This is a genomic window from Streptomyces sp. KM273126 (assembly GCF_004337435.2).
GTDB classification, from domain to species: Bacteria; Actinomycetota; Actinomycetes; order Streptomycetales; family Streptomycetaceae; genus Streptomyces; species Streptomyces acidicola.
In genome coordinates this window covers 1385004-1410283 of record NZ_SJXB02000001.1, presented here as the reverse complement: position 1 = coordinate 1410283, position 25280 = coordinate 1385004, and the positions used below count along the sequence as shown (strand labels likewise).

Below are 25280 nucleotides of genomic sequence, written 5' to 3'. Positions count from 1 at the left end.
GCCGTGCGCCCTCGCCCGGCAGGAGCACCGCCACTCCGCCGCCCGGTTCTCCGTGGCCAGGATCTTTGCGGTCAGGGTTTTGGCGGTCAGAGTCTCGGAGGCCAGGGGCGCCCAGTGGGCGGAATCTCTCCTGAGACGCGTTCGCGGCGGAGTGTCAGGCGCCGGCCGGGCGCCGCTCCACCCCGCCCCGGCGGGCGACCGCCTTGGCGATCTTCTGGGCGTCCAGGGCGAGTTCGCGGAACATGCCGCTGATGGGGTTGGTGTAGCCCTGGAAGTAGAGACCTGGCGCGCCGGCCGGGGTGCGGGCGCCGTGGACGACGGGCCTGCCGCGCTCGTCGAGGACGTCGAGGTGGCCGACGAGGCCCTCCAGGGCGCGTCGGTACCCGGTGGCGGACACCACGGCCTCGGGCTCGATGCGGTCGCCGTCGACGAGGACCACCTTGCCGTCCTCGAAGCCCTCCACCGCGGCCACGATCTCGACGTGGCCGTTTCGCACGGCGTCGATGAGGCCGACATCCTGTACGGGGATGGAGCCCGCGTTGACGCGCGAGTACAGCCCGGTGTCGGGCCGGGGCAGCCCGTGCGCGGACAGGTCGGGCACGCTGAGCCTGGCCATCGGTTTGGCGAGCCGGTCGACGAGGGCGACCGGCAGGCGCCGTACGGCAATGGCGCTGAACTGGGCCGCCCAGCCGGCCGTGGAGCGGCGCACGATGTGCGGGGCGGTGCGCACCGCGAGCCGTACGCGCGAGGCCCCGCCCTCCACCAGGTCGACGGCGATCTCGGCCCCAGTGTTGCCGACGCCGACGACGAGGACGTCACGGCCGGCGAAGGGCGCGGCGTTGCGGTACTCGCCGGCGTGGAGCAGTTCGCCGGAGTAGTCGTCGCGGCCGGGCCAGTCGGGGAGGTGAGGCGTGTGGTTGTAGCCGGTGGCGACGACGACGGCGCTGCCGGTCAGCTCGCGTCCACCGGTGGCGTGCAGCAGCCAGCCGTTGCCGTCTGCGGCCGGCTCCACGCGGGAGACCTCGACGCCGGTGACGACCTCCAGTTCGTGGTACTCGGCGTACTTCTCCAGGTACCGCACCACGTTGTCCCGCGACACCCAGCGGCCGAACCGGCGCGGCATCGGCAGTCCGGGCAGTCCCGACAGGCGCCGGGTCGTGTGCAGATGCAGCCGGTCGTAGTGCTTCCGCCACGATGCTCCGACCCCGTCGGACTTCTCCAGCACGACGGCACGAACCCCCTGGGCCCGCAAGGCGTACGCCGCCGCCAGCCCGCCTGGGCCGCCGCCGATGACGTACACGGGACGATCGGCACGGGCCCGCCCCACGTGGCCGGCGGAGCCGCTGGACCCGGCGGGCTTGGCGGAGTCGCCGGGCTCGGTGGGGTCGGTGGACGTGGAGGAGTCGGCCATGTGCCGAGGGTATTCGCATGCTCACTTGATGGGTCTCGGTCAAGCCCGGAATTGGTTGCGAATCGATCACGGCCGTAGGAGAGGTGGGTGGGGTGTGTGACGTAGGGGTCTCGGAATGTGTGGAGATGGTGGGGAGTGGGCTGTGGGTGGGTCGGGGGCGCGGCGGTGTTCGGGTGCGCTACCCCGGATGCGCTGTCCCGGGAGTGCTGTCCTGGGAGTGCTGTCCCTGCGTCTTGCGTGAGCGCTCCACGTCGGCTGAACTAATCAACTGACGTACCGTCAGATTCCTTCGATGGTAGGGGAGTGCATGGACACGATCTGGCTCACCGGTGCGGAATGGCTCGCCGTGCTGCGCATCGGGCTGGGGCTGTGGTGGCTGGAGAGCTGGCGGCACAAGGACAAGAAGAAGTGGTTCGAGGGCGGCGGTATCACCTGGGCCGCGGGCATCGCGGCGAAGCACCGGTGGAATGTGGTGCGCAGCGGCTTCGACGTCGTCGTCGCACCCCGCCCGCGCGCGATGGCGTACGTCGTCGCGTACGCCGAACTCGCCCTCGGTCTGGGCCTGATCCTCGGGTTCCTGACGCCGGTCGCACTGGTCGGAGGCCTGCTGCTCAACCTCGTCTACTTCGTCCTCATGATCCATGACTGGGCCGAGCAGGGGCAGAACTCGATGATGGCGCTGATCTCGGTGGTCGCACTGTTCGCGATGTCGTGGCAGACCTGGTCGCTCGACGACGCGTTGGGGCTGTTCCAGTGAGCGTGGGTTCGAAGGGAGCGAAGGGTTCGAAGCGGCCGCGCTTCGACGTTCCCCAGGTGGACGCCTTCACCCGCACGTACTGGGACGCCGCCGCCGAGGGCCGTCTGCTCCTGCGCCGTTGCGGTGCCTGTGGGCGCGCCCATCACTACCCCCGCGAGTTCTGCCCCCACTGCTGGAGCGAGGACGTGACATGGGAGCCCGCGAGCGGCCGGGCCGCCCTCTACACCTGGTCCGTCGTCCACCGCAACGACCTCCCGCCGTTCGGCGAGCGCACCCCGTACGTCGCCGCCGTGGTCGACCTCGCCGAGGGGCCCCGGATGATGACGGAGATCGTGGAGTGCGGGGAGGGTGAGTTGCGGGTCGGGATGGAACTGGAGGTGACGTTCAGGGGAGGAGGGGAGGACCGAGGAGGAGAGGACCGGGGAGGCGGGGAGGACCGAGGCGGAGAGGACCGGGGAGTCGGGGAGGGCGGGGAAGCCGGGGAGGTCGGTGATATCGGTGATGTGGCCGTTCCGGTTTTTCGGCCCAGGGGGTGAGGCGGCCGCAGGGTGGGGGTCGGACGGTGGTCCGGTTTTCACGGGAGTTTCAATGGGCGGATGGCGGATCTCCACAAGCAGAACGAGCACGAGCATGAGCATGAGAACGAGCCCCAGGACCGGCCGCGCTCTCGGACGCACCCCTCACCCTCGGTGCGGGCCCTCGAACTACGCGACCACGGCCTGCGGTTGAGGCCCTGGGACGCGGAGAGCGACTCCGACGTCGAGGCATGGCTGCGCGGGTACTCGGACCCGGAGTTCCGGCGGTGGAACACCCCGCTGAAGCCGCTCGACGCGATGGAGGACGCGCGGGAGTCGTTGCGGCTGCGTGCCGAGTGGGAGGCGGAGGGCAAGTGCATGTCCTTCTGCGTCGAGGACGCCGCGACCGGGTCGCCGCTCGGACACATCGGCGTCAACGAGATCGACCACTTCATACGTACCGCCCGCGTCGGCTACTGGGTTCTGCCCGAGGCCCGCGGCCACCGCGTAGCGACCCGCGCGCTTCGCCTGGCCGCACGCTGGGCCTTCACCGACCTGGGCATGCACCGGCTGGAGCTGGGACACGCCCTCGGCCACGACGCCTCCTGCCGGATCGCCGAGCGCTGTGGCTTCCCGTACGAGGGCACGCTCCGGGGCGCCATGTTCGAGGCGGGCCGCTACGACGCCTTCCGCGACGTCCACCTCCACGCCCGCCTGGTCACGGACCCGGAGCCGGAGCCGGACTCGAAGCCGGACCCGGAGCCGGGGGAGGCTTAGCAATCGGGTGCGGACCAGGCTGGGACCGGGCTGGGCGTAAATGCCGGGCGCGGTGCAGGGGCTCGCGGGACCATAGCCGCATGCCCTCCGCATCCCCCTCCCCTCCCCCTCGGCCTTCCCCTCCTCCTCCCACCCGTACGACTGGCAGGTCACGCGGGACCTCGGCGTCTTCCTCGACCGTGCCGGGGACTTCCTGGCTTCCGAACCCGCGCTGCACACCGTGCAGTTGACGGTCACCGACGCACTGCGTACGCGGGGAATGCGGGTGTACGGCGAAGAGGCGCCGTACTTCGCGTGGCTCACGGGCCCGGAGGGCGCCGTACGCGCGACTGCCCTGCGGACACCGCCGTACCCACTGAACCTCACCGCCGCAGCCCCCGAGCCCGCCGACGCGCTCGCCGGGCGGCTCGCGGAGGCGGGCGAGGTGCTGCCGGGGGTGATGGGCCCGAGTCGGGCGGCCGCGGAGTTCGCGGCGGCGTGGGAGCGTCGTACGGGCGCCGTGGCCCGGCTCGCGATGCGGCAGCGGTTGTACCGGCTCGGGGCGCTCACGGTGCCCGAGCCCGCCCCGCCCGGCAAGGCACGGCTCGCGGGCGGGGGCGACCACGAGCTGCTCGTCCGGTGGTACGGCGAGTTCTGCGCGGACCGCGGCGCACCGCAGCACGATCCGGACGCGTGGGTCGCGGCGCGGCTCGCCCACGGCGGGCTCATGGTGTGGGAGCTGCCGGACGGTACGCCCGTCGCCATGGCGGGAGCCATGCCCAAGGTCGCCGGGCAGGTGCGCGTGGCGCCCGTCTACACCCCGGCCGCGCTGCGGGGACGCGGGTACGCGGGTGCGGTCACGGCTGAGGTCAGCCGTGCCGCGCTCGACAAGGGCGCCGACGAGGTGCTGCTCTTCACCGACCTGGCCAACCCCACCAGCAACGGGCTCTACCAGCGCATCGGCTACCGCCCGGTCCAGGACTTCGCCACCCGCGACTTCACGGCCCCGGCCACCCGCACGGCCACCGCCCCCGCCGCAGCCACGACGCCCCTCACCGCCCCGGCCACCCTCACGGCCACAGCAGTTCCCTGTCCCAGCCGCCCTCCTCGTCACGCCGGTAGTCGAGCCGTACGTGCCGCCGCCGTGCGTCGCCCTGGAAGAACTCCACCTCGTCCGGCGTGAGCACGTACACCGTCCACGACGGCACCGACGCGTCCGGCTCGCGTTGTGCCCGCTCCCACGCGGCCTCCGAGGCCCGCTCCAACTCCTCGTAGCCGGGGAGCACTTCGCTCTGGTGCCCCACGAGGGCGGCGGCCAGCGCCCCCGTGGACCGGGCGTGCAGATCGGCGTCCGCGACGTCGGCGGGGGCGACCGTCACCCGGCCGCGTACCCGCACCTGGCGGCCCAGGGCGGGCCAGTAGAAGCCGAGTGCCGCGTACGGCCGGGCGGCCAGGTGCCGGCCCTTCCGGCTGCCCGCGTGCGAGGCGAAGTGCCAGCCGTGCTCGTCCGCGCCGTGCAGCATGACCGTCCGTACGTCCGGCGCGCCCTCCGTGTCCGCCGTGGCGAGCGACATCGTGTGCGGCTCCGGCTGCCCCGCCGCCACCGCCTCCGCGAACCACGTGGTGAACAGGGGCAGTGGTTCGGCGGGGGCGGTGGCCGGGTCGAAGGAGCGCAGTTCGGTGACCTCCGGGTCCCACACCCGCAGCGACCTCAGCAGCTCGTCAAGATCCGTTCCCATGCCCCGATTGTCACCGGCTCAGGGCCTCACAGGGAACCCAGGTCGGACGAGACCCACTTCTCCGGTCGCATGTGGATCAGCACCTGCTCGCCGTGGCTCTTCCAGGCGACGTCCACGTACGCGTCCACCTTCCCGGCGGGGAGGTAGCGGGCGGAGATCTCGCGGAGTTTCTCGATGGTGGCGGGGGTCGTGTCGATCACCGGGCCCTCGACCGACACGTACCGGATGCTGGGTTCGACCCGGTCGACCATCAGGGAGAACCGGCCCGCGGCCTCGATCAGCTTGTTCTTGCGGCTGTCGAGCCCGGTCATGATCCAGATGTCGCCGCCGGGGGCGTACTGGTACCAGATCGGTACGGTGAGCGGGGCCCGACCCGGCCCCCCGTCCACGGCGAACGCCGCGATGTGCGGCTCGGCCAGGAACTGCTCTCGCTCTTCGTGGGTCAGGGCCATGTCGGTCTCCTCCAATGGGTGGGGCACGGAAGCCGTCGTTTGTGCTTCGGCTTCTTCTGCCTGTTTCGTCGCTCCTGTCTCTCCTGCCTTTCCATCAGACGACCCTGGGTCTCCGGGTATTCCGACGCGCGACCGCATGGCCCGAATCACCCGGGTGACCGACAGAGTTGTGCCATCCCCCGTCAACCCGGCCTTCAGCGAACCTTCGGCAGCCAGTACGTTGACCTCGCAGTCGGAAGGGGTCCCAACGGACCGCTCCGTGGAACTCATCGAGCGGAAGGCGGGACACCTGTGAACAAGACCGAACCGGCCTGGTTGAAGTCCGTCCGTTGAGACGCGCAACGGGCGCCGCCCTCACCGCCACCACCCTCCTCCTCGCCCTCACCGCATGCGCCGGCGTCGGCGACAAGCCCTGGATTTCCGCGCCCGAGGTCTTCTACCTGCGCCCCCAGGGCGACAAGTCCGGCCCTCACGACAAGGAGCCCTTCCGCCTCCGGGCGGAGGACACCAAGGCACCCACCAGGAACGGTGAGCGCGACCACCGGCTCACCGCGGACGTGCGCGGCTCCGAGGACGTCGTACGGCTCAAAACCGTCGGCCTGCGCAAGAGCGGGGCCCGGTGCACGGGCGACACCGTGCGCGTGACCTGCGAGGTCGACGGTACGTACAGCAACTGGGAGGACCTCGACCGCGTCTTCCCCGTGCCCGCGAAGGGCGCCGAACCCGGGGACGAGGGCGTCGTGCGGTTCACGTACACCACCAAGGACGGCGAGAAGCTGACCGCCAGAACCCGGGTGGTCGTCGGCGAGCCCGTGGTCGAGGTGCGCGCGATCGAGCCGTTCAAGGACGTCCGTCCCGGCTCCGGGATCACCGCGCCCGTCGTCGTCCGCAACACCGGCGAGGTACCCGTCGAAGGTCTCGGCCTCAAACTCTTCGACGGAGACCTGGACTTCAGGCAGCGGTACGCGAACTGCCGTTATCCGGAGCCCCAGCAGGGCCACATGGCGATCTGCCGGTTCCCGGACCTGCGGATCGGACCCGGGGAGACGGTCGTGTTCCGGCCCGCCGTGCGGCTGCGTGCCTCCGAGACGACGATGTACGGCTCCTTCGGCCAGGACGCGTGGGCGCTGGACATGGGCCCGGGAAAGTACGGGGTCGCGCCCGAGGGCGGCGACCCCGGTGACGGCCCGGCCCTCGAAGCCGAGCGCGTGGACGGCGCGGACGCGAAGGGCACGTTGGCGGACACGAAGGGCACGTTCGTCAAGGGCGGCGCCCGCACCGACGTCACCCTCGACACCCACGCCGACTACGAGATCTCCGACGTCGACCTGAAGGGCGCCCCCGGCACCGAGCGCAAGGTCCGCCTCACCGTCCGCAACAACGGTCCCGGCGACCCCGGCCCCGCCGCGGAGCTGGTGTTCAGCCCTCCGTTCGGCGTGACCGTACTGAAGCAGCCCATGACGGCGATCGACGACGACGTCTACGAGCCCTACTGCGAGAGCAACGGCTTCGCGTACACCTGCGACATCCGCCGGCTGGAGCCGGGCGACTCCCGCACCTTCGAGTTCACCCTGCGCCTCGGCGAACCAGGGGAGGGCTCGGCGACCATTCTGGACAAGGACGACACCGATCGCCGCGACCCGAACCCCGCCAACGACGAGGCCGCGATAAGGGTCCAGCCGTAGGCGACGTGGGCCGGGACCCGGCTACCACAGCTGCCGCAGGTGGTCCCGCAGTTCGCGTGCGACCTGGGCCATGAGGGCCTCGGCTCCCGGCTGGCTGCCGGCCGGGACGAGTGATTCCGTGAGGGCGGCGATGGCGAAGGCCTGGCCGTCGGTGTGTTCGACGACGCCGATCTCGTGGCGGAGGTTCAGGAGCGTGCCGGTCTTGGAGGACCAGGTGGTGGCGTCGGAGGTGAAGTCCGGGGCGAGCCGGTGCCGGAGCACGTTGTGGGCCATGAGGTCACGTACGCGCTCGGCCACCTCGGGGTGGATCTTCGACGGTGTCCACAGGGCCTGGAGCAGTTCGACCCAGGCGCGTGCGCTGCCGGTGTTGGCGCGGGTGGTGTCGAGTTGGGGCACCCGGTGTCCGCGGCCGCTGGTGCCGGCGTCGATGGCGAGGGAGTGGGCGAGGTGGACCTCGGTGGCGTCGAGGCGTTCGACGGGGGTGTCCATCAGCTCGTTCATCGTGTGCCGGACGGCGATGTCGCGCAGCCCGAGTTCGTGGAGGATCTCGGCGACCCGGGCGGGCGGGGTGAGGCCGAACAGTGCGTCGGCGGCATGGCTGTCACTCAGGCAGGTGCTCAGGTAGAGCAGGTCGTCGACCGCGATCCGTGCGGGGTGGCGGAAACGGCTCAGCCCGATGGGGCCGGCCGTGGTGATCCGCCCGGGTGGCACGTCGAGGGCCGTCGCTCCGTCGAGCTCGCCCCGCCGGATGCGTTCGAGCGTCGCCATCGCGAGGGGGACCTTGACCAGCGACGCGGACGGCAGCCGGGTGTCCGCCTCGATCCCCAGTTCATCTCCCGTGTGCAGATCCCGCACGAGCAGGCAGCCGTGCAGGCCGCCGTCGCGCAGTTGCCCGCGCAGGTCGTGCAGTAACGCCTCGGTGCTCAAGTCCCTGCCCCTCCTGAGGTTTCCGCGCCCAGACAGCGGGCGACGGCGTCGCCCAGGCGCGCTTCGACGATCTGCGGATTGCCGTCTCCGGCGGCGGCGAGGGCGAAGCCCCGGCCGAGCGTGATCTCGCCGACGGGCCGCCAGGTCAGGGCGAGTTCCTCGGCCTGGGCGGGGGAGCACAGCAACAGGTCGCGTGAGCACAGGACTTCCGCCGCGGCGGTCGTCAGGTCGGGCGCGGCGACGAGCTGCGCGGGCCGCAGGCCGACCGCGTCGCGTAGTCGTGCCAGGGGGTCGCGTATGTGCGGCACATCGTCCTCGGGCTGGATCCAGACGCGGCGGGCGGGGCCGGAGGAGGCTCGTCCGACCCGCAGTGTGTCGAGGTAGACGCGGTTCACGCCCGGATCCCGGGCACCGGCAAGCCCGAGCGGCACGGACCACCTCGCGTCGTCGGGCTCCACCGCGAGCAGGGCGGCCCGCACCTGCTGAGCGTGGAGGAGCTCCCTGCGCTGCGCCGGTCCCGCGACGCGGAGATCGAGGGTGACGCCGTGCCCGCGTGCCTCGGCGACGAGGCGGGCAAGACCGGCCGTGGAGCAGATGCCGGGCACCGCGAGCCGCCACGGCTTGCGTTTGGCGGCCTCCGCCTCGTGCAGCAGTACGTCGGCCGCCCGTACGAGCTGTCTGGCCGTCGGCAGCATCTCCCGGCCGAAGGGGGTGAGGACGGCCCGCCGTGACGTGCGCTCGAACAACGGCTCGCCGAAGCGTTCCTCCAGCGCGGCGACGCGGCGGCTGGCCACGGACTGCGACATCCCTGCGGCGGCTGCACCGACGGTGAAACTGCCGTGCTCGCTGACGCTGACGAACGCGCGACACGCTCCCACCAGGTCCACAGCCGGAACCTTATGCCAGATCCATGGCCCTACCCACGGCCCCATCCACGGACAGACCCATGGCCCGACCCCTATGCCGAATCGGCATGGAACGGCGCGTTCGCGTATTGGACCGCATGGCTGCCCGGCGGTGAGGGTGATCCCCGGATCGATCCCTCGCCCCCAAGTCATGACCATCCAGGAGGTTGGACCATGCGCACCACACGCCACACCCCTGCCCGCCCCACTTCTGGCCACCCCACTTCTGCCCGTCGCGCCCTGCGCGGCGCGCTCCCGGTGCTCGCTCTCCTCGTCCCGCTCGCCGCCTGCGGCCAGGACGGTTCCACGGCCTCGTCGACCTCGCAGACCTCTTCGGCCTCGCCGTCCCGGTCCGCCGTGACGACGATCCCGGTCGCGGCGACGGCCCCGTTCACCGGCGAGTTGAAGGAACTGGAGCGCGAGTACGACGCCCGGCTCGGCGTCTACGCGATCGACACCGGTACCGGACGCGAGGTGGCCTACCGGGACGGCGAGCGCTTCGGCTACCACTCCACGTTCAAGGCGCTCGAAGCCGGTGCCGTCCTGCGGAAGTACTCCCTGAGCGGCATGAACAGGGTGGTCAGGTACTCCGAGGACGACCTGATCGCCAACTCCCCGATCACCGAGAAGCACGTCGAGACCGGGATGACGCTGAGCGAGCTGTGCGACGCAGCCGTCCGGTACAGCGACAACGCCGCGGCGAACCTGCTGTACGAGGAGCTCGGCGGCCCCAAGGCTCTCGAAGCGGAACTCAGGAAGCTGGGCGACAAGGTCACTTCGATGGATCGCATCGAGCCCCACCTGAGCAACTGGGTGCCGGGCGAGACACGGGACACGACCACCCCGCGGGCCGTCGCCGAGGACCTGCGCGCGTACGTTCTCGGAGACGTCCTTGGCAAGCGGGAGCGTGACCGGCTCACGACGTGGCTGAAGACCAACACCACCGGCGACGAGGTCATCCGGGCCGGGGTGCCCGAGGGCTGGGTGGTCGGCGACAAGACCGGGTCCGGCAGCTACTACGGCGCCCGTAACGACATCGCCGTCGTGTGGCCCCCCGACTCCGCCCCCATCGTCATGGCGATCCTGACGAACCGCGGCAAGGAGGACGACACCCACGACAACAAACTGATCGCGGAGGCGGCATCAGTGGTCGCCGACACCCTGTCCTAGCCGACACCCTGTCCTAGCGGACTCGGCGGCGGACTCGGTGCGCGGACTAGGTGGCGCACTCGGTCCACGGCCCCCGCGGCGGGCTCGACGGCGGATCCCCGCACCGGCCGCGCGGCCGGTGCGGACCCGGCGCTCTCAGCCCCGGCCGAGCACGACCGTCCCCGACGAGCAGAACCAGCCGCCCGTCCCGGACGCGACGGCCAGCCGGGGCGTGCCGCCGTCCGCCGCGTGGACCTGCCGTCCCTCGCCCGCCTCGCCGCGCAACTGCCGTACGGCCTCCACGAGCAGGAACAGCCCCCGCATCCCCGGGTGCTGGGCCGACAGTCCACCCCCGTCGGTGTTCACCGGCAGGTCGCCGGTCAGCGTCAGCCGCCCCTTCTCCACGAACGCCCCGCCCTCGCCCTTCCCGCAGAAGCCGAGGTCCTCCAGCGTCACCAGCGTCATGTACGTGAAGGCGTCGTAGATCTCGGCGAAGTCGATCTCCTGCGGGCGCACCCCCGCCCGCTCGAAGGCGAGGCGCCCGCTCACCGCCGCCGGGGAGACCGTGAAGTCGGCCCACTCGGACATGGTGGTGTGCGAGACGTGCTCCCCGGTGCCGAGGATCCACACCGGGGTCGAGCGGCTGTCTTGTACGTACTCCTCGGCCGCCAGCAGCACCGCCGCCCCGCCGTCGGACCGTATGCAGCAGTGCAGCTTGGTGAAGGGGTCCGCGATCATCGGGCCGGACAGGACGTCGTCGACGGTGATCGGTTCGCGGAACATGGCCTCGGGGTTCGGCCCGGCGTTCGCGCGGGCCTGGACGGCGACGGAGGCGAGCTGTTCCAGCGTGGTGCCGAACTGGTGCATGTGGCGGCGGGCGGCCATGGCGTACTTGGCGATGAGCGTGTGGCCGTAGGGGACCTCGAACTGGAGGGGGCCGCCGGCGCCGAGGGACAGGTTGCCCGTCCGCCGTCCCGCCTTGATGTCCGCGCGGGCCGTCGAGCCGTACACGAGCAGCACCGCGTTCGCGTGGCCCGCCGCGATCGCGTCCGCCGCGTGGGCCGCCATGACCTCCCAGGTGGAGCCGCCCACGGAGGTGGAGTCCATCCACGTCGGCCGCAGCCCCAGGTACTCGGCGACCTCCGCGGGGGCCAGTGTGCCGAGCCCCGCCGACGCGAAGCCGTCGACGACCTCACGGCCGAGCCCGGAGTCGGCCAGGGCCCGGCGGGCGGCCTGGGCGTGCAGAGCGTACGGCGTCGCGTCGTCCACGCGGCCGCAGTCGGAGAGGGAGACGCCGACGATCGCGACCCTTCGACCGGTCACAGCAGCAGTCATGAATCTGACGGTACATCAGATTGAGCGGATCGGGAGAGGGGAGTGCCGGGGCTGTGCAGCCGGGCGCCCTGGGCCTAACATGACGGACCGTCAGATCCTCAGTGAGGAAGAGGGGGGACCCGCCCATGGACGCCCGCTTCACCGCCGAACAGGAAGAGATCCGGCGCACGGTACGGGAGGTGCTCCTCAAGCGCTGCGGCCCGGAGGAGGTGCGCGCGGCCCTACGGACCGACGACGGGTACGACGGCGGGCTGTGGACCACCTTCGCCGACCAGCTGGGGCTGCCCGGACTGGCCCTCCCCGAGGAGTACGGCGGGATCGGGTGCTCGGCGACGGAACTGGCACTGGCGGGAGAGGAGCTGGGCCGCGCACTGACCCCCAGCCCGTTCCTTGCGACCTGCGTCGTGGTCGCCCCGCTGCTTCTCGCCCTCGGCACGCAGGAGCAGCGCGCCGACCTGCTGCCGCGCCTGGCCGGTGGCAGGGCGACCGCCACTCTGGCCGTGCCGGGTCCGCGTCTCGGGGACGTCCTCGGGCTGACCGGCGACAACCGTGGGGACTGGGCCGGTGGCGGGCGCGCGGGTGGAGTGCAGGCGAGGCGCGCCGACGGCGGGTGGCGGCTGTACGGGCAGGTGGAGCAGGTGCTCGACGGGCACAGCGCGGAGCTGCTGGTGGTGGCCGCGCACACCGGAGGGTACGCGCGCTCGCGCACGCTGCTATTCACCGTACGGGCGCCGGCGGAGGGCCTGACGCGCGTACGGCAGACGTCCCTCGACGAGACCCGGCCGCGGGCCCGCCTCGAACTACGCAACGTGGCGGCGGAGTTGCTCGGTCGCGGGGAGGAGACGGGCGACGTACTTCAGGTGCTGGCCGGCACCGGGGACACCGTCGCCGCCGTCCTGGCCGCCGAGGCCGTGGGTGCGGCCGGCCGGGCGCTGGAGCGGACGGTCGCCTACGTACGGCAGCGGGAGCAGTTCGGGCGGCCGATCGGGTCCTTCCAGGCGGTGAAGCACCGACTGGCGGACGTGTACGTACGGGTGCAGGCGGCGCGGTCGGCGGCGTACTACGCGGCCTGGGCGACGGCCCATAAGCCCGGCACACCCCATACGCCCGTCAGGCCCCATGCACCCGTCAGGCCCCATACGCCCGGAACGACCCATGCACCCGACACGGCCGACCCGGCCCACACAACCCCCACCGTCCCTGGGGAGCGAGTGGGCGGGCTCGCGCTGGCCCAGGCGCTGGAGGCGCTGCGGGTGGCGGCGGCCGAGGGGATCCAGTTGCACGGGGGTATCGGGTTCACCTGGGAAGACGATGCGCACCTGTACTTCAAGCGGGCCGCGGGGGACGAGCTGCTCTTCGGCCCGGTGCACCGGCTGCGCGCGCACGCGGCCGACGCGGCCCGGCTCTTCGAGGACGGGGAGGTGGCGGTCTGATGGCGGCCGCGAGGAAAGGGAGTGACCTGGGCGTCCGGCTGGTGCAGAAGATGTCGTCCACGCGGACGTTCGCGCGGATCGCGCCGCACGTCGTCCCCGCGCTCGACCGCGCGGCCCACCGGCTGACCCACGGAAAGGTGCTGCTCAGCGCACGGCTGCTGCCCGGTGCGATCCTGACGGCCACCGGGGCGAGGAGCGGACAGCCGCGCCGTACGCCACTGGCCTGCATGCCGGAGTCCGTGTCCGGCGGCCGGCCCGCGAGCTGGCTCCTCATAGGCTCCAACTTCGGCCGCACCAGCCACCCCGCCTGGACCGCCAACCTCCTCGCCCACCCCGACGCCGAGATCAACTGGAAGGGCGAGGACATCCCGGTCAGGGCGCGGCTGCTGGAGGGGGAGGAGCGGGCGGCCGCGTGGCAGGCGCTGCTGGCGTTCTGGCCGCCGTACGCGACGTACCAGGGGAGGGTGGAGCGGGAGATCCGGGTGTTCCGGCTCGTACGACGCTGACCGGCGTCGACCGGCGTCCGACATCGACCGACGCTGACCGGCGCCGACCCTCGAAGCGACGGGCCGCACAAAGCCGACAGGCGGCAGCCTCCCGGGGGCCGGGTCGACTGCCGCCTGTTTGACAGGACTTGAGAAGAGAGTCTTTCGAAATCTCTCGCTACTTGGTCGGCTTCCTGCCCGTGATGCCGAGGTGCACCAACAGGGCCAGGTTCGGCTTCAGTTCGGCCTGTTTGACGCCCCAGCTCTGGAAGCCCTTCTGGTGCGAGGCCACGGCGGCGAGCATGGCGACGATCGAACCGGCCATCGCCGCCGGGTTCACGTCCTTGTCGACCCTGCCCCTCGACTGGAGCTCGGTGACCGCGTCCGCGAGGGAGTTGTTCACGGAGTTGAGGATCTTCATGCGGATCTTGTAGAAACGTTTGTCGCCCTCGGCCGCGCCCAGGTCGACGACGCGCAGGATCGCGTCGTTCCTGCGCCAGAAGTCCAGGAAGCCGTCGACGAGCTCCTGCGCGGTCTGCCAGCCGGCCTTGCCGACCCAGGACCGTCCTTCGAGCAACTCGGTCAACTCGGCGCCCTCGGTGGCCATTTGATCAGCGATTTCGAGGACGGCGCCTTCGACGTCCGGGAAGTACTGATAGAAGGTCGCGGGTGAAGTCCCCGCCCTCCGGGCGACATCGATGACCTTGACGTCCCGGTACGGGGAGGAGCTGAGCATCTCGCTGAGGCAGTCGAGCAGCTTCTGCCGGGTCGCCTGCCCACGTCGGCCGGCCACGCGGCCGTCGACGGTACGCACTTGTCCTGTCATGCCGTCAGCTTACCGAGGGGTGAGGGGAGCGCTATTCGGCCGACTGCAAATGGGGCGTACGTCTTTCACCAAGGGGTTCGCGGGACGGGGTCCGGCGTGAATGGCGAGTTTCTTTCGCCCCTGCCGCCCCTGCCCATTCTGCGGCGTTTGAGGAGCGGGGGTCCGGGGGCCGATCCACGGAAACGGGATCCGAGGCGGCGGAGGCGAGCCACGGTGTGGCGATCGGCGAGGTTCGGCACACCGCCCCAGTCGGCCTACCCGTACCGCGCGCCCCGCCCCAAAGCCCGTTACGTTGGCCGTATGGCCGATCAAGCGTCACATGTCGGACCGTACCCGGAGGGCGTCCCCTGCTGGGCGGACGCGCAGTTGCCCGACTTGGAGGCGGGCAAGCGGTTCTACGGCGGCCTCTTCGGGTGGACGTTCGGGGAGGGGTACGGCACCTCGGTGTGGGCGTACAAGGAGGGCGAGCCCGTCGCCGCCCTCGCGCCCAAGGTGAACGGCCGTATGCCGACCGTCTGGACGCTCCACTTCGCGACCCCCGACGCCACCGCGCTGGCCGAGCGGATCGAGGCCCACGGCGGCCGGCTCATCACCACCCCAACCCGCCTCGGCCCCCTCGGCGCCACGGCCCTCGCCACCGACCCGGAAAGCGCCGTCTTCGGGATCTGGCAACCCGGCACCCACCAGGGCTTCGGCCGCCGCCACGAACCCGGCACCTTCGCCTGGGCCGAGTTGTACGCGCGGGACACCAAGGTCGCCAACGACTTCTACGGCGCCCTCTTCCACGACGCCCTCTTCGGCCCCGGCGCCTCCCCCGACTTCGGCCGCGCCGACCTCGCGGAGGTCTTCCCGGCCGAGATGCCGCCCCACTTCCTCGTCCACTTCGGTGTGACGGACGCCGAGGAAGCGCTCGGTACGGTGCAGCGGCTGGGCGGACGCGTCCAGGTCCCGCCGTTCGACGCCTCGTACGGGCGTGTGGCGGTGGTCACGGACGACCAGGGGGCGTCGTTCGCGCTGCTTCAGCGCTGAAGGGGGCGCGCACCAGCACGCCCGCTGAAGGGGGCGCGCACCAGCACGCATCACACCCGCGCATCACACCCACGCACCACCGGCGCGCACCATCAGGACGTACCGGCAAGGACATGTCACCCTTGACTACGACCACCACTGATACCGGCCCTTCCAACCGCCAATATCAGCCACTCCCAGCCACCTGTGATGCTTTCTGAACTCTCAAGAACCCCCAGAAGTCACCAGAACCCGTCCCACGATCCGGGCGGCGGCTTCCCCTGAGGGTGTATCCCGTGGTTTTGTCCTGAGACACCCCGATCCGCCACCGGGTTCGCAACCGGTGGCGCGGGCAGGAAGAATCGGGGGGCGTGCCGCCGCGGCGGTGCCGTGGTGAGACGCTGCACGGGGTCGTGTTCATTCGAGGGCGACGCGGCCTGTACGGGGAGGTGGCAGGGCAAGTGGTGGATCAGCTGACGCAGCACGATCCGCGGCGGATCGGGCCGTTCGAGGTGCTGGGACGGCTGGGTGCCGGCGGCATGGGGCTGGTCTATCTCGCGCGGTCGGCGTCGGGCCGTCGAGTGGCGATCAAGACCGTCAGGACGGAGCTCGCCGAGGACCAGTTGTTCCGGGTCCGTTTCACACGCGAGGTCGAGGCGGCGCGGGCCGTCTCCGGCTTCTACACGGCGGCCGTGGTCGACGCCGACCCGCGTGCGGCCGTGCCGTGGCTCGCGACCGCGTACGTGCCCGCGCCCTCGCTGGAAGAGATAGTGACCGACTGCGGGCCGCTCCCGGCCCAGGCGGTGCGCTGGTTCGCGGCGGGGGTCGCGGAGGCCCTCCAGTCGATCCACGGGGCCGGGCTCGTCCACCGGGACCTGAAGCCCTCCAACGTGCTCGTGGTCGAGGACGGGCCGAGAGTGATCGACTTCGGTATCGCCTCCGGTGTGTCCAACACGCGGCTGACCATGACCAACGTCGCCGTCGGCACACCCGCCTACATGTCGCCCGAACAGGCCAAGGACTCACGGAGCGTGACCGGCGCGAGCGATGTGTTCTCGCTCGGTTCGATGCTCGTCTTCGCGGCGACCGGGCATGCGCCGTTCCACGGCGCGAATCCCGTCGAGACCGTGTTCATGCTGCTCAGGGAGGGACCGGATCTCTCCGGGGTCCCCGATGAGCTGCGGCCGCTGATCGAGTCCTGTATGCAGATGGACCCGACCGCGCGCCCCAACCCGGCCGACCTCCAGGCCCAGCTGGCGCCCCACCTCTTCGGCTCCGGCTCCGACGACAGCGGTACGGCCTCCGCGTGGCTGCCCGAGAAGGCGGTCTCGCTCATCGAGTCACGCCGTGGCGGCCGCTCGGTGACGCACCCGGGGACCAATGCGGGTGTCGGAGGCGGCAGCGGGGGCGGTGGCCGTGTCGGGGAGCCGGGCCCGCCCCTCAGATCCCGCCCCCGCCGTCGTACGACCCCGTACCCGTGCCGGCGCCCGCCGGCGCCCCCGACACCGGCCCCGTACGGCTCGCGGGCGCCCAGGTGCCCATCGGGCCCGGCCCGCGCGTGGCCGACGCCCGCGCCGCCGCCGTGAAGGCGCCCCCTCCGGAGGCGGGCCTCGTGGCCTCCTGGGCGCGCCCGCGCCCCGGCGTGAACGGCGCCGACCCCGCCGCCGCGACCCACGCGCCGTCCGCGCTCCCCGAGGCCGGAGCGGGCTGGCGCCCCTGGCGTTTCCGCATGTCGAACGACGTCTGGGGGACCCCGACGGTCGCCGACGACCTCGTCTACGTCACCTCCTTCGAGGTGCACGCGCTCGACGTGGCGACCGGCCGCCGCCGCTTCAAGACACGGGACGTGGCCTGGTCGATGGCGGTCGCGGACGGCCGTATCCACGCCTCCGACGGACCCACCCTGTTCGCCCTGGACGCCCGCGAGGGCAACGACCTGTGGCGGCTCTCGGTGGACGCCTGGGTGTACGCGCTGAAGGCCGACCGGGGCACCGTCGTCACCGGCACGCGCGGCGGCGGCGTCCAGGCCTGGGAGGCCTCGAACGGCCAGAAACTGTGGGAGATCACCGGCGCCCAGACCGACTTCGAGTCCCCCGAGGCGGGCCCCCTCGTCCAGGACGGCACGGTCTTCGTCTGGAAGGACGCCCGACTGCGTGCCCTGGAGGCCCGTACGGGTGAGGAGCGCTGGTCGTACCCCATCGGCGACGCGGCCTCCTGCGGCGGCGTCCCGGTGCGTCTGACGCCCGCCGCGGACGGCTACGTCTACGTCTCGGCCGGCTCGCGCGTGCTGGCCATCGACATCGCGGGCGGCCATGTCCGCTGGCACTTCGAGGCCCCGGCGGTGTTCCTGTGCGCCCCGACCTTCGTGCCCGGTCCGGCGGTCACGGGCGGCGGCATCTACCTCGCCGACTACCTGGGCACGGTCTACGCCCTCGACGCCGCCGACGGCCGTGACCGCTGGCGCATCGCGACGGAGGCGCGGTCGTCGCTCGACCCGGTCCTGGTCGCCGCGGGCCATGTCCACGTGGGCAGCGGCAAGGGCCTCTACACGCTGGACGCGGTCACCGGCACCCCCAAGTGGCGCTTCCAGGCGGGCGGCGACATCGTGGGCGCCCCCGCCGTCGCCGAGGGCCGCATCCACTTCGGTTCCACCGACCACCTCCTCTACACCCTCAAGTCCGACGACGGCCGCCTGCGCTGGAAGCTGGCCACGGGCGGTGAGATCACGGGCTCTCCCGTGGTGAGGGACGGGGTCGTGTACGCGTGCAGCAAGGACCGGTGCGTGTACGCGCTGGACGCGGAGAAGGGCACGGGGACCGCTCGGACCACATAGACGGCGCCGCGGCAGATCTCCGGCGCGGGCGGCCGGGCGTCCCGGGGGCGGCGCCCCGGGAGCGGCGCCCGGCGCGCTGCTAGGGTGGCGTGCACCTGTCATGAGGCGGCGATCGGGCGAGCCTGCGCGAGCCGGTGCGGTCGAGGGGTGGCCCGCGTGCGGGGTGCCATGCCCACCCGCCAATCCGCCACCCGCCAACCCGTCACCCGCCGACCCAACAGTTCTCAACGGGGGTTGAAGAACGTGAAACTTCGCCATGTCCGGGCAGTCGCCGTCTTCTCCATCGTCGTCATAGCCCTCACGGGCGCCCGCCGTTCCCACGGCGGTGGCTGCGACAACTCCGACTCCTCGTCGTCGAGTTCGAGCAGCAGCACCGGCGGTACCACCGGCAGCACCACCGGTGACGTCGGCAAGGACAACGACTACGACTACGGCGGCACCACGACGTCGGGCGGCACGGCCGGCACGAGCTCGTCGGGCGCCGGCAGCTCGTCCGGCTCCACGGGCGGTACCAGCAGGAACCGCGCGGACAAGGACGTGAAGATCGAGAGCTGCGAGCTCGACGCGGCCCGCGGCATCGTCGCCCGCGTCCGCGCCACCAACAGCAGCGCGAGCACGACGTACACCTACAAGTTCAGCGTCACCTTCAGGGACCCGGACGGTTCGCCCGTCCGCACCAGCAGCTCCAGCATCCCGTACGTCGCCGCCGGTTCCTTCGACACCCTGGACGTGGCCGCCGCCTACGCCCCCACGGACGCACAGAACACGAGCGGCGTCACCTGCCGGCTGAGCGCGGTGACCCGCACGGCCGCGTAGCTCCGGGCGACTCTGCGCGGCTGAGCTCAGCGCGTCCTGAAGTCCGGGCGGCGGGTGGAGAACAGCTCCGCCTGCCGCTCCGGGGGCAGGTTGCCGAGGGCCACGAGATGCCCCGCGTGCGCGAGCGCCTGCGCGCGGGACGCCTCCTGCGCAGCCCAGCACGCCCGCACCGTCCCCTGGACCGCCTCGGCCGGATACGAGGCGATGACGGACGCGCACCGTACGGCCGCCGCGAGCGCATCGCCGGGCGCGGTCACCTCGGACACCAGCCCCACCTCGTACGCCCGCCGCGCGGAGACCCGCTCGGCCGTCCCCATGAGCGCCATCCGCGCCACCTCCCCGAACGGCATGCGCTGCGCCAGGTAGATCGACTCGTACGCGCTGACCATCCCGTACGTGGTGTGCGGGTCGAAGAAGGTCGCCGTCTCATCCGCGACGACGAACTCCGCCTCGCCGATGAGGTAGAACGCCCCGCCGCAGGCCATCCCGCCCACGGCCACGACGACCGGCTTCCACAGGTCGTTCGCCTTCGGCCCGATCGCGATGAGCGGGTCGTCCACCATGTACGGCGAGCCGGGCTGCGGCACGTCCGCGCTCCGGTCGAGCCCCGTACAGAAGGCCCGCTCTCCCGCACCCGTGAGGACCACGGCCCGTACGGTGTCGTCGAACCTGAACTCCCTCCAGACGGCGGCCAGTTCACCCGCCATGTCGAGGTCGATGGCGTTGAGGCGCTCGGGCCGGTCGAGGGTGAGGACGGCGACACCCGTGTCCTTGTCGACGGCCGTACGGACCCCGCGCCCGCCACGCGATTCGCTCGTGCTCATGCCCGCTCCAGTACCCACTGGGGCAGACCGTCCCCGTCGAAGACCACCTGCACCCTCGCTCCGATCCGCACCCGCTCCATCGCGACGGAGTCGAGCCGCGCGCCCGCCTCGGCGACCAGGTTCCCGACGAGCCGTATGCGTGGCGCCTCGGCCAGCTCGACGAGGACCACGGGGTACGGCGCCTGCTCCGCGTAGTCCGGCAGCAGGGGCGGGTGGGGGACGACGTACGACCAGACGCGCCCGTGCCCGCTCACCTCACGCCACTCGTTCGCGAAGGACTGGCAGTGCGGGCAGCAGGGGCGGGGCGGGAAGCGGAGCTCACCGCAGTCGGCGCACGCCTGGATCCGGAGCTCGCCCCGGCCGCTGTACTCCCAGAAGGGTGCGCCGTCGTCGTCCACGACAGGTGTCAGCATCACTCGACTCCTCAGGTACTTACTCAGTCGGGTACGCAGCTACTCAGGCCCGCAGCAGCAGGGCGGAGGTGGGGACTCCCTCACCGGCCGTGACCAGACACGTGGCGGCGTCCGGGACCTGGGCGGTACTGGTGCCCCGCAGCTGCCTCACGCCCTCGTTGATGAGGTTGAAGCCGTGCACGTACGCCTCGGAGAGCCCTCCGCCGCTGGTGTTGAGGGGCAGTCGGCCGCCGCTCTCCAACGCGCCCCCCTCGGTGAAGGCGCCGCCCTCGCCGCGCCCGCAGAATCCGTAGCCCTCCAGGGACAGCGGTATCAGCGCGGTGAACGCGTCGTAGATCTGGGCGACGTCCACGTCCTCGGGACCGAAGTCGGCGTGTTTCCACAGGTGCCGGGCGGCGGTCCAGGCGGGGCCGGTCAGGGGGTCGTCGTTCCAGTAGTTGACCATGCCGTGGTGCTGGGCGGGCAGGCCCTGGGCGGCGGAGTGGACGTACACGGGCCGGTGGCGGCAGTCCCGCGCCCGCTCGGCGGAGACGATGACGCAGGCCAGCGCGCCGTCCGTCTCCAGACAGTTGTCGAAGAGGCAGAGGGGCTCGCTGATCCACCGGGAGGTCATATACATGTCCCGCGTGAGGGGGCGCTCGTACATGATGGCCGCGGGGTTCTGGTTGGCGCGGTTGCGGCAGGCGAGCGCGACGTTGAAGAGGTGGTCCCGTGTGGTGCCGTACTCGTGCATGTGGCGGCGGGCCAGCATGGCGATCTCGTCGACCGGCCTGAGCAGGCCGAAGGGGCGCGTCCACTGGGCGGGCGTGGGGAGTTGAACCCCGGTGTTCTTCCAGGGACGCGGCCCCGACCCCCGCTTCCGTGACCGCCAGGCGACCCCGACGCTCGCCTGACCCGTGGCGACGGCGGCGGCCAGGTGCGCGACGGTGGCGCAGGAACCGCCCCCGCCGTACCCGACCTTGCTGAAGAATGTCAGATCCCCGAGCCCCAGCGCCTTCGCGACCTCCACCTCGTCCGTCTCCTCCATGGTGTAGGAGGCGAGCCCGTCGACCTCGCCCGGGTCGATCCCGGCGTCCTGGAGCGCGGCGAGGATCGCGCGGCACGCCAACGCCTTCTCGCTCTCCGGGAGTTGCTTGGCGAAGGCGGTCTGTCCGATCCCGACGACGGCGGTCGCGTCCTTGAGGGTGGCCATGCGCACGCACCTCCACGGGTGTGCCCTTGCTCCTGGGCGTCCTGGTGGCTGACAGTCCGTCAGGCTACAGCTAATCTGACGGGTAGTCAGCTAAGTGGGCTGAGTCAGCTCAGCTGCGTCAGCTACGGTGCCACGGCTTCGGGAGGCGGCCTGTCGTGCGCGGTGACTTGGAGTGGGGGAGCATTCCCGGACTGGTCCGGTCGGCGGCCGAGCGGTACGGCCAGACCGAGGCGGTGGTGGAGGGCCGTACGCGCGTCTCGTACGCGGAACTCGGCGCCCGCGTCGAACGCGCCGCGGCGGCCTGCGTCGCGAACGGTGTCCGGACCGGCGACCGTGTGGCGATCTGGGCGCCCAACACCCTCGACTGGATCGTCTCGGCCCTGGGCGCGGTCTCGGCGGGCGCGGTCCTCGTCCCGCTCAACACCCGGTTCAAGGGTGCGGAAGCGGCGTACGTCCTCGAACGCAGCCGTGCGAAGCTGCTCTTCATCACGGGCACCTTCCTCGGCACCTCGTACGTGGCGTCGCTGCGGCGGGCGGCCCGGCAGGGGCACGGGCCCGGCCCGCTTCCCGCGCTCCCGCACCTGGAACAGGTGGTGGTCCTCGCGGACGACGCACCGGCCGACTTCCGCACCTGGAAGGACTTCCTGGCGAGCGGCGACGGGGTGGCGGCGGGGCACGTGCGCGACCGCGAGAGGTCCCTCTCGGGGGACTCGCCCTCCGACATCGTCTACACCTCGGGCACGACCGGCCGGCCCAAGGGCGCGGTGATCACCCACGCGCAGACGCTCCGCGCGTACGAGGTGTGGAGCGACCTGGCGGGCCTGCGCCACGGCGACCGCTACCTCATCGTGAACCCCTTCTTCCACACCTTCGGCTACAAGGCGGGCGTCCTGGCCTGTCTGATGCGGGGCGCGACGATGATCCCGCAGCCGGTGTTCAACGTGGACACGGCCCTGGCGAACATAGCCTCGGAACGTATCTCGGTCCTCCCCGGCCCCCCGACCCTCCACCAGTCCCTCCTGGACCACCCGTCCCGTGACGACCACGACCTGTCGACGCTGCGGCTGGTGGTGACGGGAGCGGCGGTCGTCCCCCTGCAACTCGTCGAGCGCCTGCGGTCGGAGCTGCGGGTGGACACGGTCCTCACCGCGTACGGCCTGTCCGAGGCCAGCGGCATCGTGACGATGTGCCGGCGCGGGGACGAGGCGCAGGCGATCGCGTCCACGTCCGGCCGGGCGATCCCGGGGACGGAGGTCAAGGTGGTGGCCCAGTCGGGCGCGCCGCGGCCCGTGGGCGTGCCCGGCGAGGTTCTGGTCCGGGGCTTCAACGTCATGCGGGGCTACTTCGAGGACCCCGCCGAGACCGCGAGGGCGCTCACTCCGGACGGCTGGCTGAGGACGGGCGACGTGGGCGTACTGGACGAGGCGGGCAACCTCCGCATCACCGACCGGATCAAGGACATGTTCATCGTCGGCGGCTTCAACGCGTACCCCGCCGAGATAGAGCAACTCCTCATGCTCCACCCCGACGTGGCCGACGTGGCCGTGATCGGTGTCCCGGACGTGCGGCTGGGCGAGGTCGGCAAGGCGTTCGTGGTCCGGCGACCGGGGTCCCCGACCACCGCGGACGACCTGATCGCCTGGTCCCGCCGCGAGATGGCGAACTACAAGGTGCCGAGGTCGGTGCAGTTCCTGACGGAACTGCCGCGGAACGCGAGCGGGAAGGTGGTGAAGGGGGAGCTGAGGCGGGGCTGAGGGACGGGACCTGGGCGCGCCGTCGGCCTGTCACTTGTCCGGCCGGCCCGGCAGGATGGTGGGCTGCCCGGACCGCTCGATCGTGACGTGCCGCATGACCTCCTCCCCGTAGGTCTCCCGGAGGATCGGCTCGGCCTTCTCGGGGTCGGAGACGCCGACGTTCACGGAGTGGCTGGTCATCCCGACCGTCCAGATCATGAAGGTGCCCTTCCAGCGCCCCATGTCACCGCTGATGCGATCGACGACCCCCTTGAGCTCGCCCTCGGTGACGTCGGTGTCGTACAACCGCACCGTCACGCCCTTCTCGGCGGCACCGCAGAGGTCGGCGTCGCGCTTGTCGGCGTCCTTGCCGGGGATGCGGTAGACGTTCGCGGCCTGGTTCGCGTCGTCCACCGGGAGGAGACGGCAGAAGGGTTCGTTCCGGAAGCCGGAAGCACGGCCCTGCTACGGCTGAGGGCCGCGCGGATCTCCGTGAGCATCTTCGCGGGCCGGAGGAAGACGTCCTCCGCGGTGAAGCGCAGGAGCGTACGGACCTCCGGGCACTGGAGGACCTGGTTGAAGCGGTACACGTCCCGTCGGTGGGACTCCCGGGTGCCGTGGTAGGCGTAGCCCTCGATCTCCACGCCCAGTCCCTCGGCACGGAAGAGGAAGTCCAGGAAGCGGCGTCGCCCGTCAGGGGTGCGCAACTCGGCCTGGCTCTCGGGCCGGAGGTCCGCGTCCCGCATCCGGAGGCCGGCGATCGTCTCGGCAGGCGATCCGGCGCGCGGGTCGGCCAGCTCCAGCCAGCGGCGAGCCCTGAGCGCGCCTTGCAGGGGAGGGCCCAGCGCGGGGGCGGGCGCGAGGGCGTCGGCGAGGGCGGCCGGCGTGGTGAGGGAAGCGCGCCGCACCCGTCCGACCGTCCGCCGGGAGAGCGCCGAGTCCACGGAGACGAGGGCCTCGTCCCTAGGCCCGGCCCGGAGGAGGTCGGCCAGCGTGCGGTTCACGGAGGTGACCCGCAGACCGCCCCGCTCCACGACCTCACGGGCAGCGAGGGGAATCCGGTGGACGCGTACACCCCCGCCCTCTCGCCGGGTGCCGAGGTGCGGGTCGATGAACTCCAGAGGCACGCCCCGCGCCGGGCCCAACGCCGGGCCCAGCGTCTCGATCCGCCACAGGGCCGCCGCAGCGCGGTGACTGACGACCAGCTCCGGCTTCAGCAACTGCACGACCCGCAACCGTGTCCCCCAGTCCACCTCCCGCCCCGGCTCGACCCAGGCGCCCGCCCGGACCTGGGTCCACCCACCTTCACGGAGCGTCCGGTTGAGCGACCGCCGGGACCACCCGGCAGCCAGAGCACGGGAGGTCAGCAGCACGCCACCTTCGACCAGCCGCCGCAGCTCCGCACGTTCCACGCCCCCAGGGTGCCGAAGGAGCCGCCACCTGGTCTGGCCCTGTGGATAACCCGGTCTGGGGCTGTGCTGCGGGAAGGGGGCGGGAAGGGGGCCGCCCGCTTCTTGTCAGTGTCGTGCTTCCGCGACCCGCGTCAAGGGCGCTCCGCTGCCGCTCCGCGTCGCCTTCGGCGATGGCCCTCCGGGCCACCCTTGACCCGGGCCGCTCCAGCACGGGTGAGAAACGAGCGGGCGGCCCGGGAAAGCGGGCCCCAGGGTGGTGGGCGCGTGGCGTGGGCTGCATTGCTGGCCGGAGGTGCCGGGCGCGACCGCGTCTCGCATGCACGCCGGGCGGGTTCGGCGGCGTACGGCGGGTGGGGGTGGGGGCAGCGGGGCGAGGGCAGGCGCCAGGGACGGGGACGGGGGATGGGGGATGGGGGACGGGGAAGGCGAGCCCTCCCCCGTCACACCAGCCCCACGAGTCGTGCCCCGAAGGGTAATTGGCAGGTTTGAGACACCACCCAACTGCCCGCTCCTGGGCTCTTACCTGTCCCGAGGTGGCCCAAATCTGCCAATTACCCATGCTCGGGGGTGCGGGTGCTCTCTGGTGGGCGGGTTCGTTGATGTGTGGCGGGCGGCGTGGGCCCTCGGCCATGCCACCGGCCGTGAGTCGCCGAGCCGACCCGGCGTGCATGCGG

The 25280-nt window shown here is 71.9% G+C and carries 23 protein-coding genes and 1 pseudogene; 12 read left to right on the top strand and 12 right to left on the bottom strand.

The window, feature by feature from the left end:
• Window positions 1–154: 154 nt before the first annotated feature.
• The gene (locus E0500_RS06065; RefSeq protein ID WP_131563351.1) at window positions 155–1411 is read right to left on the bottom strand and encodes an NAD(P)/FAD-dependent oxidoreductase; all 1257 of its coding nucleotides are present in this window, start codon (window positions 1409–1411) and stop codon (window positions 155–157) included.
• A gap of 307 nt (window positions 1412–1718) precedes the next feature.
• Here E0500_RS06065 and E0500_RS06060 point away from each other — a divergent pair, with 307 nt between their 5' ends.
• The 4 genes from E0500_RS06060 to E0500_RS06045 all read left to right on the top strand — a co-directional run bounded on the left by E0500_RS06060 (window position 1719) and on the right by E0500_RS06045 (window position 4622).
• A complete protein-coding gene (locus E0500_RS06060) occupies window positions 1719–2168 on the top strand; it encodes a DoxX family membrane protein (RefSeq protein ID WP_131563352.1) in 450 nt (149 codons plus the stop codon).
• Window positions 2169–2224: 56 nt separating this feature from the next.
• Window positions 2225–2704, top strand: a complete 480-nt coding sequence (locus E0500_RS06055; RefSeq protein ID WP_399118663.1) for a Zn-ribbon domain-containing OB-fold protein — start codon at window positions 2225–2227, stop codon at window positions 2702–2704.
• 60 nt (window positions 2705–2764) lie between these two features.
• Entirely contained in the window at window positions 2765–3460 is a 696-nt protein-coding gene (locus tag E0500_RS06050; protein WP_131572351.1) for a GNAT family N-acetyltransferase, read from the top strand.
• Between the two features lie 220 nt (window positions 3461–3680).
• Window positions 3681–4622, top strand: coding sequence for a GNAT family N-acetyltransferase (locus E0500_RS06045; protein WP_309504974.1), 942 nt, complete (start codon window positions 3681–3683; stop codon window positions 4620–4622).
• On the opposite strand, the gene E0500_RS06040 is transcribed toward E0500_RS06045, so the two are convergent.
• Window positions 4510–5178, bottom strand: coding sequence for a pyridoxal 5'-phosphate synthase (locus tag E0500_RS06040; protein WP_131569879.1), 669 nt, complete (start codon window positions 5176–5178; stop codon window positions 4510–4512). The two genes, E0500_RS06045 and E0500_RS06040, sit on opposite strands and share 113 nt — an antisense overlap.
• A gap of 26 nt (window positions 5179–5204) precedes the next feature.
• Window positions 5205–5630: a pyridoxamine 5'-phosphate oxidase family protein gene (locus E0500_RS06035; RefSeq protein ID WP_131569881.1), complete on the bottom strand. Its 426-nt coding sequence runs from the start codon at window positions 5628–5630 to the stop codon at window positions 5205–5207.
• Between the two features lie 329 nt (window positions 5631–5959).
• Between E0500_RS06035 and E0500_RS06030 the strand changes: the two genes are divergently transcribed.
• The gene (locus E0500_RS06030; protein WP_258572638.1) at window positions 5960–7315 is read left to right on the top strand and encodes a DUF11 domain-containing protein; all 1356 of its coding nucleotides are present in this window, start codon (window positions 5960–5962) and stop codon (window positions 7313–7315) included.
• A gap of 21 nt (window positions 7316–7336) precedes the next feature.
• On the opposite strand, the gene E0500_RS06025 is transcribed toward E0500_RS06030, so the two are convergent.
• Both E0500_RS06025 and E0500_RS06020 read right to left on the bottom strand, forming a co-directional pair.
• Window positions 7337–8242 carry a serine hydrolase gene (locus E0500_RS06025; RefSeq protein ID WP_131569883.1) on the bottom strand — a complete coding sequence of 302 codons (906 nt, stop codon included), beginning with the start codon at window positions 8240–8242 and terminating at the stop codon, window positions 7337–7339.
• A complete protein-coding gene (locus E0500_RS06020) occupies window positions 8239–9129 on the bottom strand; it encodes a LysR family transcriptional regulator (protein ID WP_309504973.1) in 891 nt (296 codons plus the stop codon). The genes E0500_RS06025 and E0500_RS06020 overlap by 4 nt, the downstream gene beginning before the upstream one ends.
• A 192-nt stretch (window positions 9130–9321) precedes the next feature.
• Here E0500_RS06020 and bla point away from each other — a divergent pair, with 192 nt between their 5' ends.
• Window positions 9322–10317 (top strand): class A beta-lactamase, encoded by a 996-nt coding sequence (gene bla / locus E0500_RS06015; protein ID WP_131569887.1) that lies wholly within the window; start codon window positions 9322–9324, stop codon window positions 10315–10317.
• 135 nt (window positions 10318–10452) lie between these two features.
• Here the strand turns inward: bla and E0500_RS06010 are convergent, their stop codons facing one another.
• Window positions 10453–11631, bottom strand: a complete 1179-nt coding sequence (locus E0500_RS06010; RefSeq protein WP_131569888.1) for a thiolase C-terminal domain-containing protein — start codon at window positions 11629–11631, stop codon at window positions 10453–10455.
• A gap of 125 nt (window positions 11632–11756) precedes the next feature.
• Between E0500_RS06010 and E0500_RS06005 the strand changes: the two genes are divergently transcribed.
• Both E0500_RS06005 and E0500_RS06000 read left to right on the top strand, forming a co-directional pair.
• Window positions 11757–13064 (top strand): acyl-CoA dehydrogenase family protein, encoded by a 1308-nt coding sequence (locus E0500_RS06005; protein ID WP_131569889.1) that lies wholly within the window; start codon window positions 11757–11759, stop codon window positions 13062–13064.
• Complete coding sequence (locus E0500_RS06000) at window positions 13064–13570, top strand: nitroreductase family deazaflavin-dependent oxidoreductase (protein ID WP_131569891.1); 507 nt, start codon at window positions 13064–13066, stop codon at window positions 13568–13570. Before E0500_RS06005 ends, E0500_RS06000 begins: the two co-directional genes overlap by 1 nt.
• A 157-nt stretch (window positions 13571–13727) precedes the next feature.
• Here E0500_RS06000 and E0500_RS05995 read toward each other — a convergent pair whose 3' ends face one another.
• Window positions 13728–14363: a TetR family transcriptional regulator gene (locus E0500_RS05995; protein ID WP_131569900.1), complete on the bottom strand. Its 636-nt coding sequence runs from the start codon at window positions 14361–14363 to the stop codon at window positions 13728–13730.
• Between the two features lie 312 nt (window positions 14364–14675).
• On the opposite strand from E0500_RS05995, the gene E0500_RS05990 reads away from it, so the two are divergent.
• The 3 genes and pseudogenes from E0500_RS05990 to E0500_RS05980 all read left to right on the top strand — a co-directional run bounded on the left by E0500_RS05990 (window position 14676) and on the right by E0500_RS05980 (window position 19032).
• Window positions 14676–15404, top strand: a complete 729-nt coding sequence (locus E0500_RS05990) for a VOC family protein (protein WP_131569892.1) — start codon at window positions 14676–14678, stop codon at window positions 15402–15404.
• A 440-nt stretch (window positions 15405–15844) separates the two neighbouring features.
• Window positions 15845–18216, top strand: a pseudogene (locus tag E0500_RS05985) (PQQ-binding-like beta-propeller repeat protein).
• A gap of 243 nt (window positions 18217–18459) precedes the next feature.
• A complete protein-coding gene (locus tag E0500_RS05980) occupies window positions 18460–19032 on the top strand; it encodes a hypothetical protein (protein WP_131571525.1) in 573 nt (190 codons plus the stop codon).
• Window positions 19033–19058: 26 nt separating this feature from the next.
• Here the strand turns inward: E0500_RS05980 and E0500_RS05975 are convergent, their stop codons facing one another.
• The 3 genes from E0500_RS05975 to E0500_RS05965 are packed head-to-tail and all read right to left on the bottom strand — an operon-like array spanning window position 19059 to window position 21461.
• Complete coding sequence (locus E0500_RS05975; RefSeq protein WP_131571523.1) at window positions 19059–19856, bottom strand: enoyl-CoA hydratase/isomerase family protein; 798 nt, start codon at window positions 19854–19856, stop codon at window positions 19059–19061.
• Window positions 19853–20269 (bottom strand): Zn-ribbon domain-containing OB-fold protein, encoded by a 417-nt coding sequence (locus tag E0500_RS05970; protein WP_131571520.1) that lies wholly within the window; start codon window positions 20267–20269, stop codon window positions 19853–19855. Before E0500_RS05970 ends, E0500_RS05975 begins: the two co-directional genes overlap by 4 nt.
• A gap of 43 nt (window positions 20270–20312) precedes the next feature.
• Window positions 20313–21461: a lipid-transfer protein gene (locus tag E0500_RS05965; RefSeq protein ID WP_131571517.1), complete on the bottom strand. Its 1149-nt coding sequence runs from the start codon at window positions 21459–21461 to the stop codon at window positions 20313–20315.
• A gap of 155 nt (window positions 21462–21616) precedes the next feature.
• Here E0500_RS05965 and E0500_RS05960 point away from each other — a divergent pair, with 155 nt between their 5' ends.
• Window positions 21617–23215 carry a FadD3 family acyl-CoA ligase gene (locus tag E0500_RS05960; RefSeq protein ID WP_131571514.1) on the top strand — a complete coding sequence of 533 codons (1599 nt, stop codon included), beginning with the start codon at window positions 21617–21619 and terminating at the stop codon, window positions 23213–23215.
• Between the two features lie 30 nt (window positions 23216–23245).
• Here the strand turns inward: E0500_RS05960 and E0500_RS05955 are convergent, their stop codons facing one another.
• Both E0500_RS05955 and E0500_RS05950 read right to left on the bottom strand, forming a co-directional pair.
• Entirely contained in the window at window positions 23246–23608 is a 363-nt protein-coding gene (locus tag E0500_RS05955; RefSeq protein WP_131571512.1) for a hypothetical protein, read from the bottom strand.
• Window positions 23509–24606: a hypothetical protein gene (locus E0500_RS05950; protein WP_181586889.1), complete on the bottom strand. Its 1098-nt coding sequence runs from the start codon at window positions 24604–24606 to the stop codon at window positions 23509–23511. Before E0500_RS05950 ends, E0500_RS05955 begins: the two co-directional genes overlap by 100 nt.
• Between the last annotated feature and the right edge of the window lie 674 nt (window positions 24607–25280).

What these genes read in the sequence shown, in the direction of transcription:
- E0500_RS06010 (WP_131569888.1), bottom strand. Translation starts at nt 11,631, where the DNA reads ATGACTGCTGCTGTGACCGGTCGAAGGGTCGCGATCGTCGGCGTCTCC.
- E0500_RS06050 (WP_131572351.1), top strand. Translation starts at nt 2,765, where the DNA reads ATGGCGGATCTCCACAAGCAGAACGAGCACGAGCATGAGCATGAGAAC.
- bla (WP_131569887.1), top strand. Translation starts at nt 9,322, where the DNA reads ATGCGCACCACACGCCACACCCCTGCCCGCCCCACTTCTGGCCACCCC.
- E0500_RS06005 (WP_131569889.1), top strand. Translation starts at nt 11,757, where the DNA reads ATGGACGCCCGCTTCACCGCCGAACAGGAAGAGATCCGGCGCACGGTA.
- E0500_RS05990 (WP_131569892.1), top strand. Translation starts at nt 14,676, where the DNA reads ATGGCCGATCAAGCGTCACATGTCGGACCGTACCCGGAGGGCGTCCCC.
- E0500_RS06065 (WP_131563351.1), bottom strand. Translation starts at nt 1,411, where the DNA reads ATGGCCGACTCCTCCACGTCCACCGACCCCACCGAGCCCGGCGACTCC.
- E0500_RS05975 (WP_131571523.1), bottom strand. Translation starts at nt 19,856, where the DNA reads ATGAGCACGAGCGAATCGCGTGGCGGGCGCGGGGTCCGTACGGCCGTC.
- E0500_RS06040 (WP_131569879.1), bottom strand. Translation starts at nt 5,178, where the DNA reads ATGGGAACGGATCTTGACGAGCTGCTGAGGTCGCTGCGGGTGTGGGAC.
- E0500_RS06060 (WP_131563352.1), top strand. Translation starts at nt 1,719, where the DNA reads ATGGACACGATCTGGCTCACCGGTGCGGAATGGCTCGCCGTGCTGCGC.
- E0500_RS05970 (WP_131571520.1), bottom strand. Translation starts at nt 20,269, where the DNA reads ATGCTGACACCTGTCGTGGACGACGACGGCGCACCCTTCTGGGAGTAC.
- E0500_RS06035 (WP_131569881.1), bottom strand. Translation starts at nt 5,630, where the DNA reads ATGGCCCTGACCCACGAAGAGCGAGAGCAGTTCCTGGCCGAGCCGCAC.
- E0500_RS06000 (WP_131569891.1), top strand. Translation starts at nt 13,064, where the DNA reads ATGGCGGCCGCGAGGAAAGGGAGTGACCTGGGCGTCCGGCTGGTGCAG.
- E0500_RS05965 (WP_131571517.1), bottom strand. Translation starts at nt 21,461, where the DNA reads ATGGCCACCCTCAAGGACGCGACCGCCGTCGTCGGGATCGGACAGACC.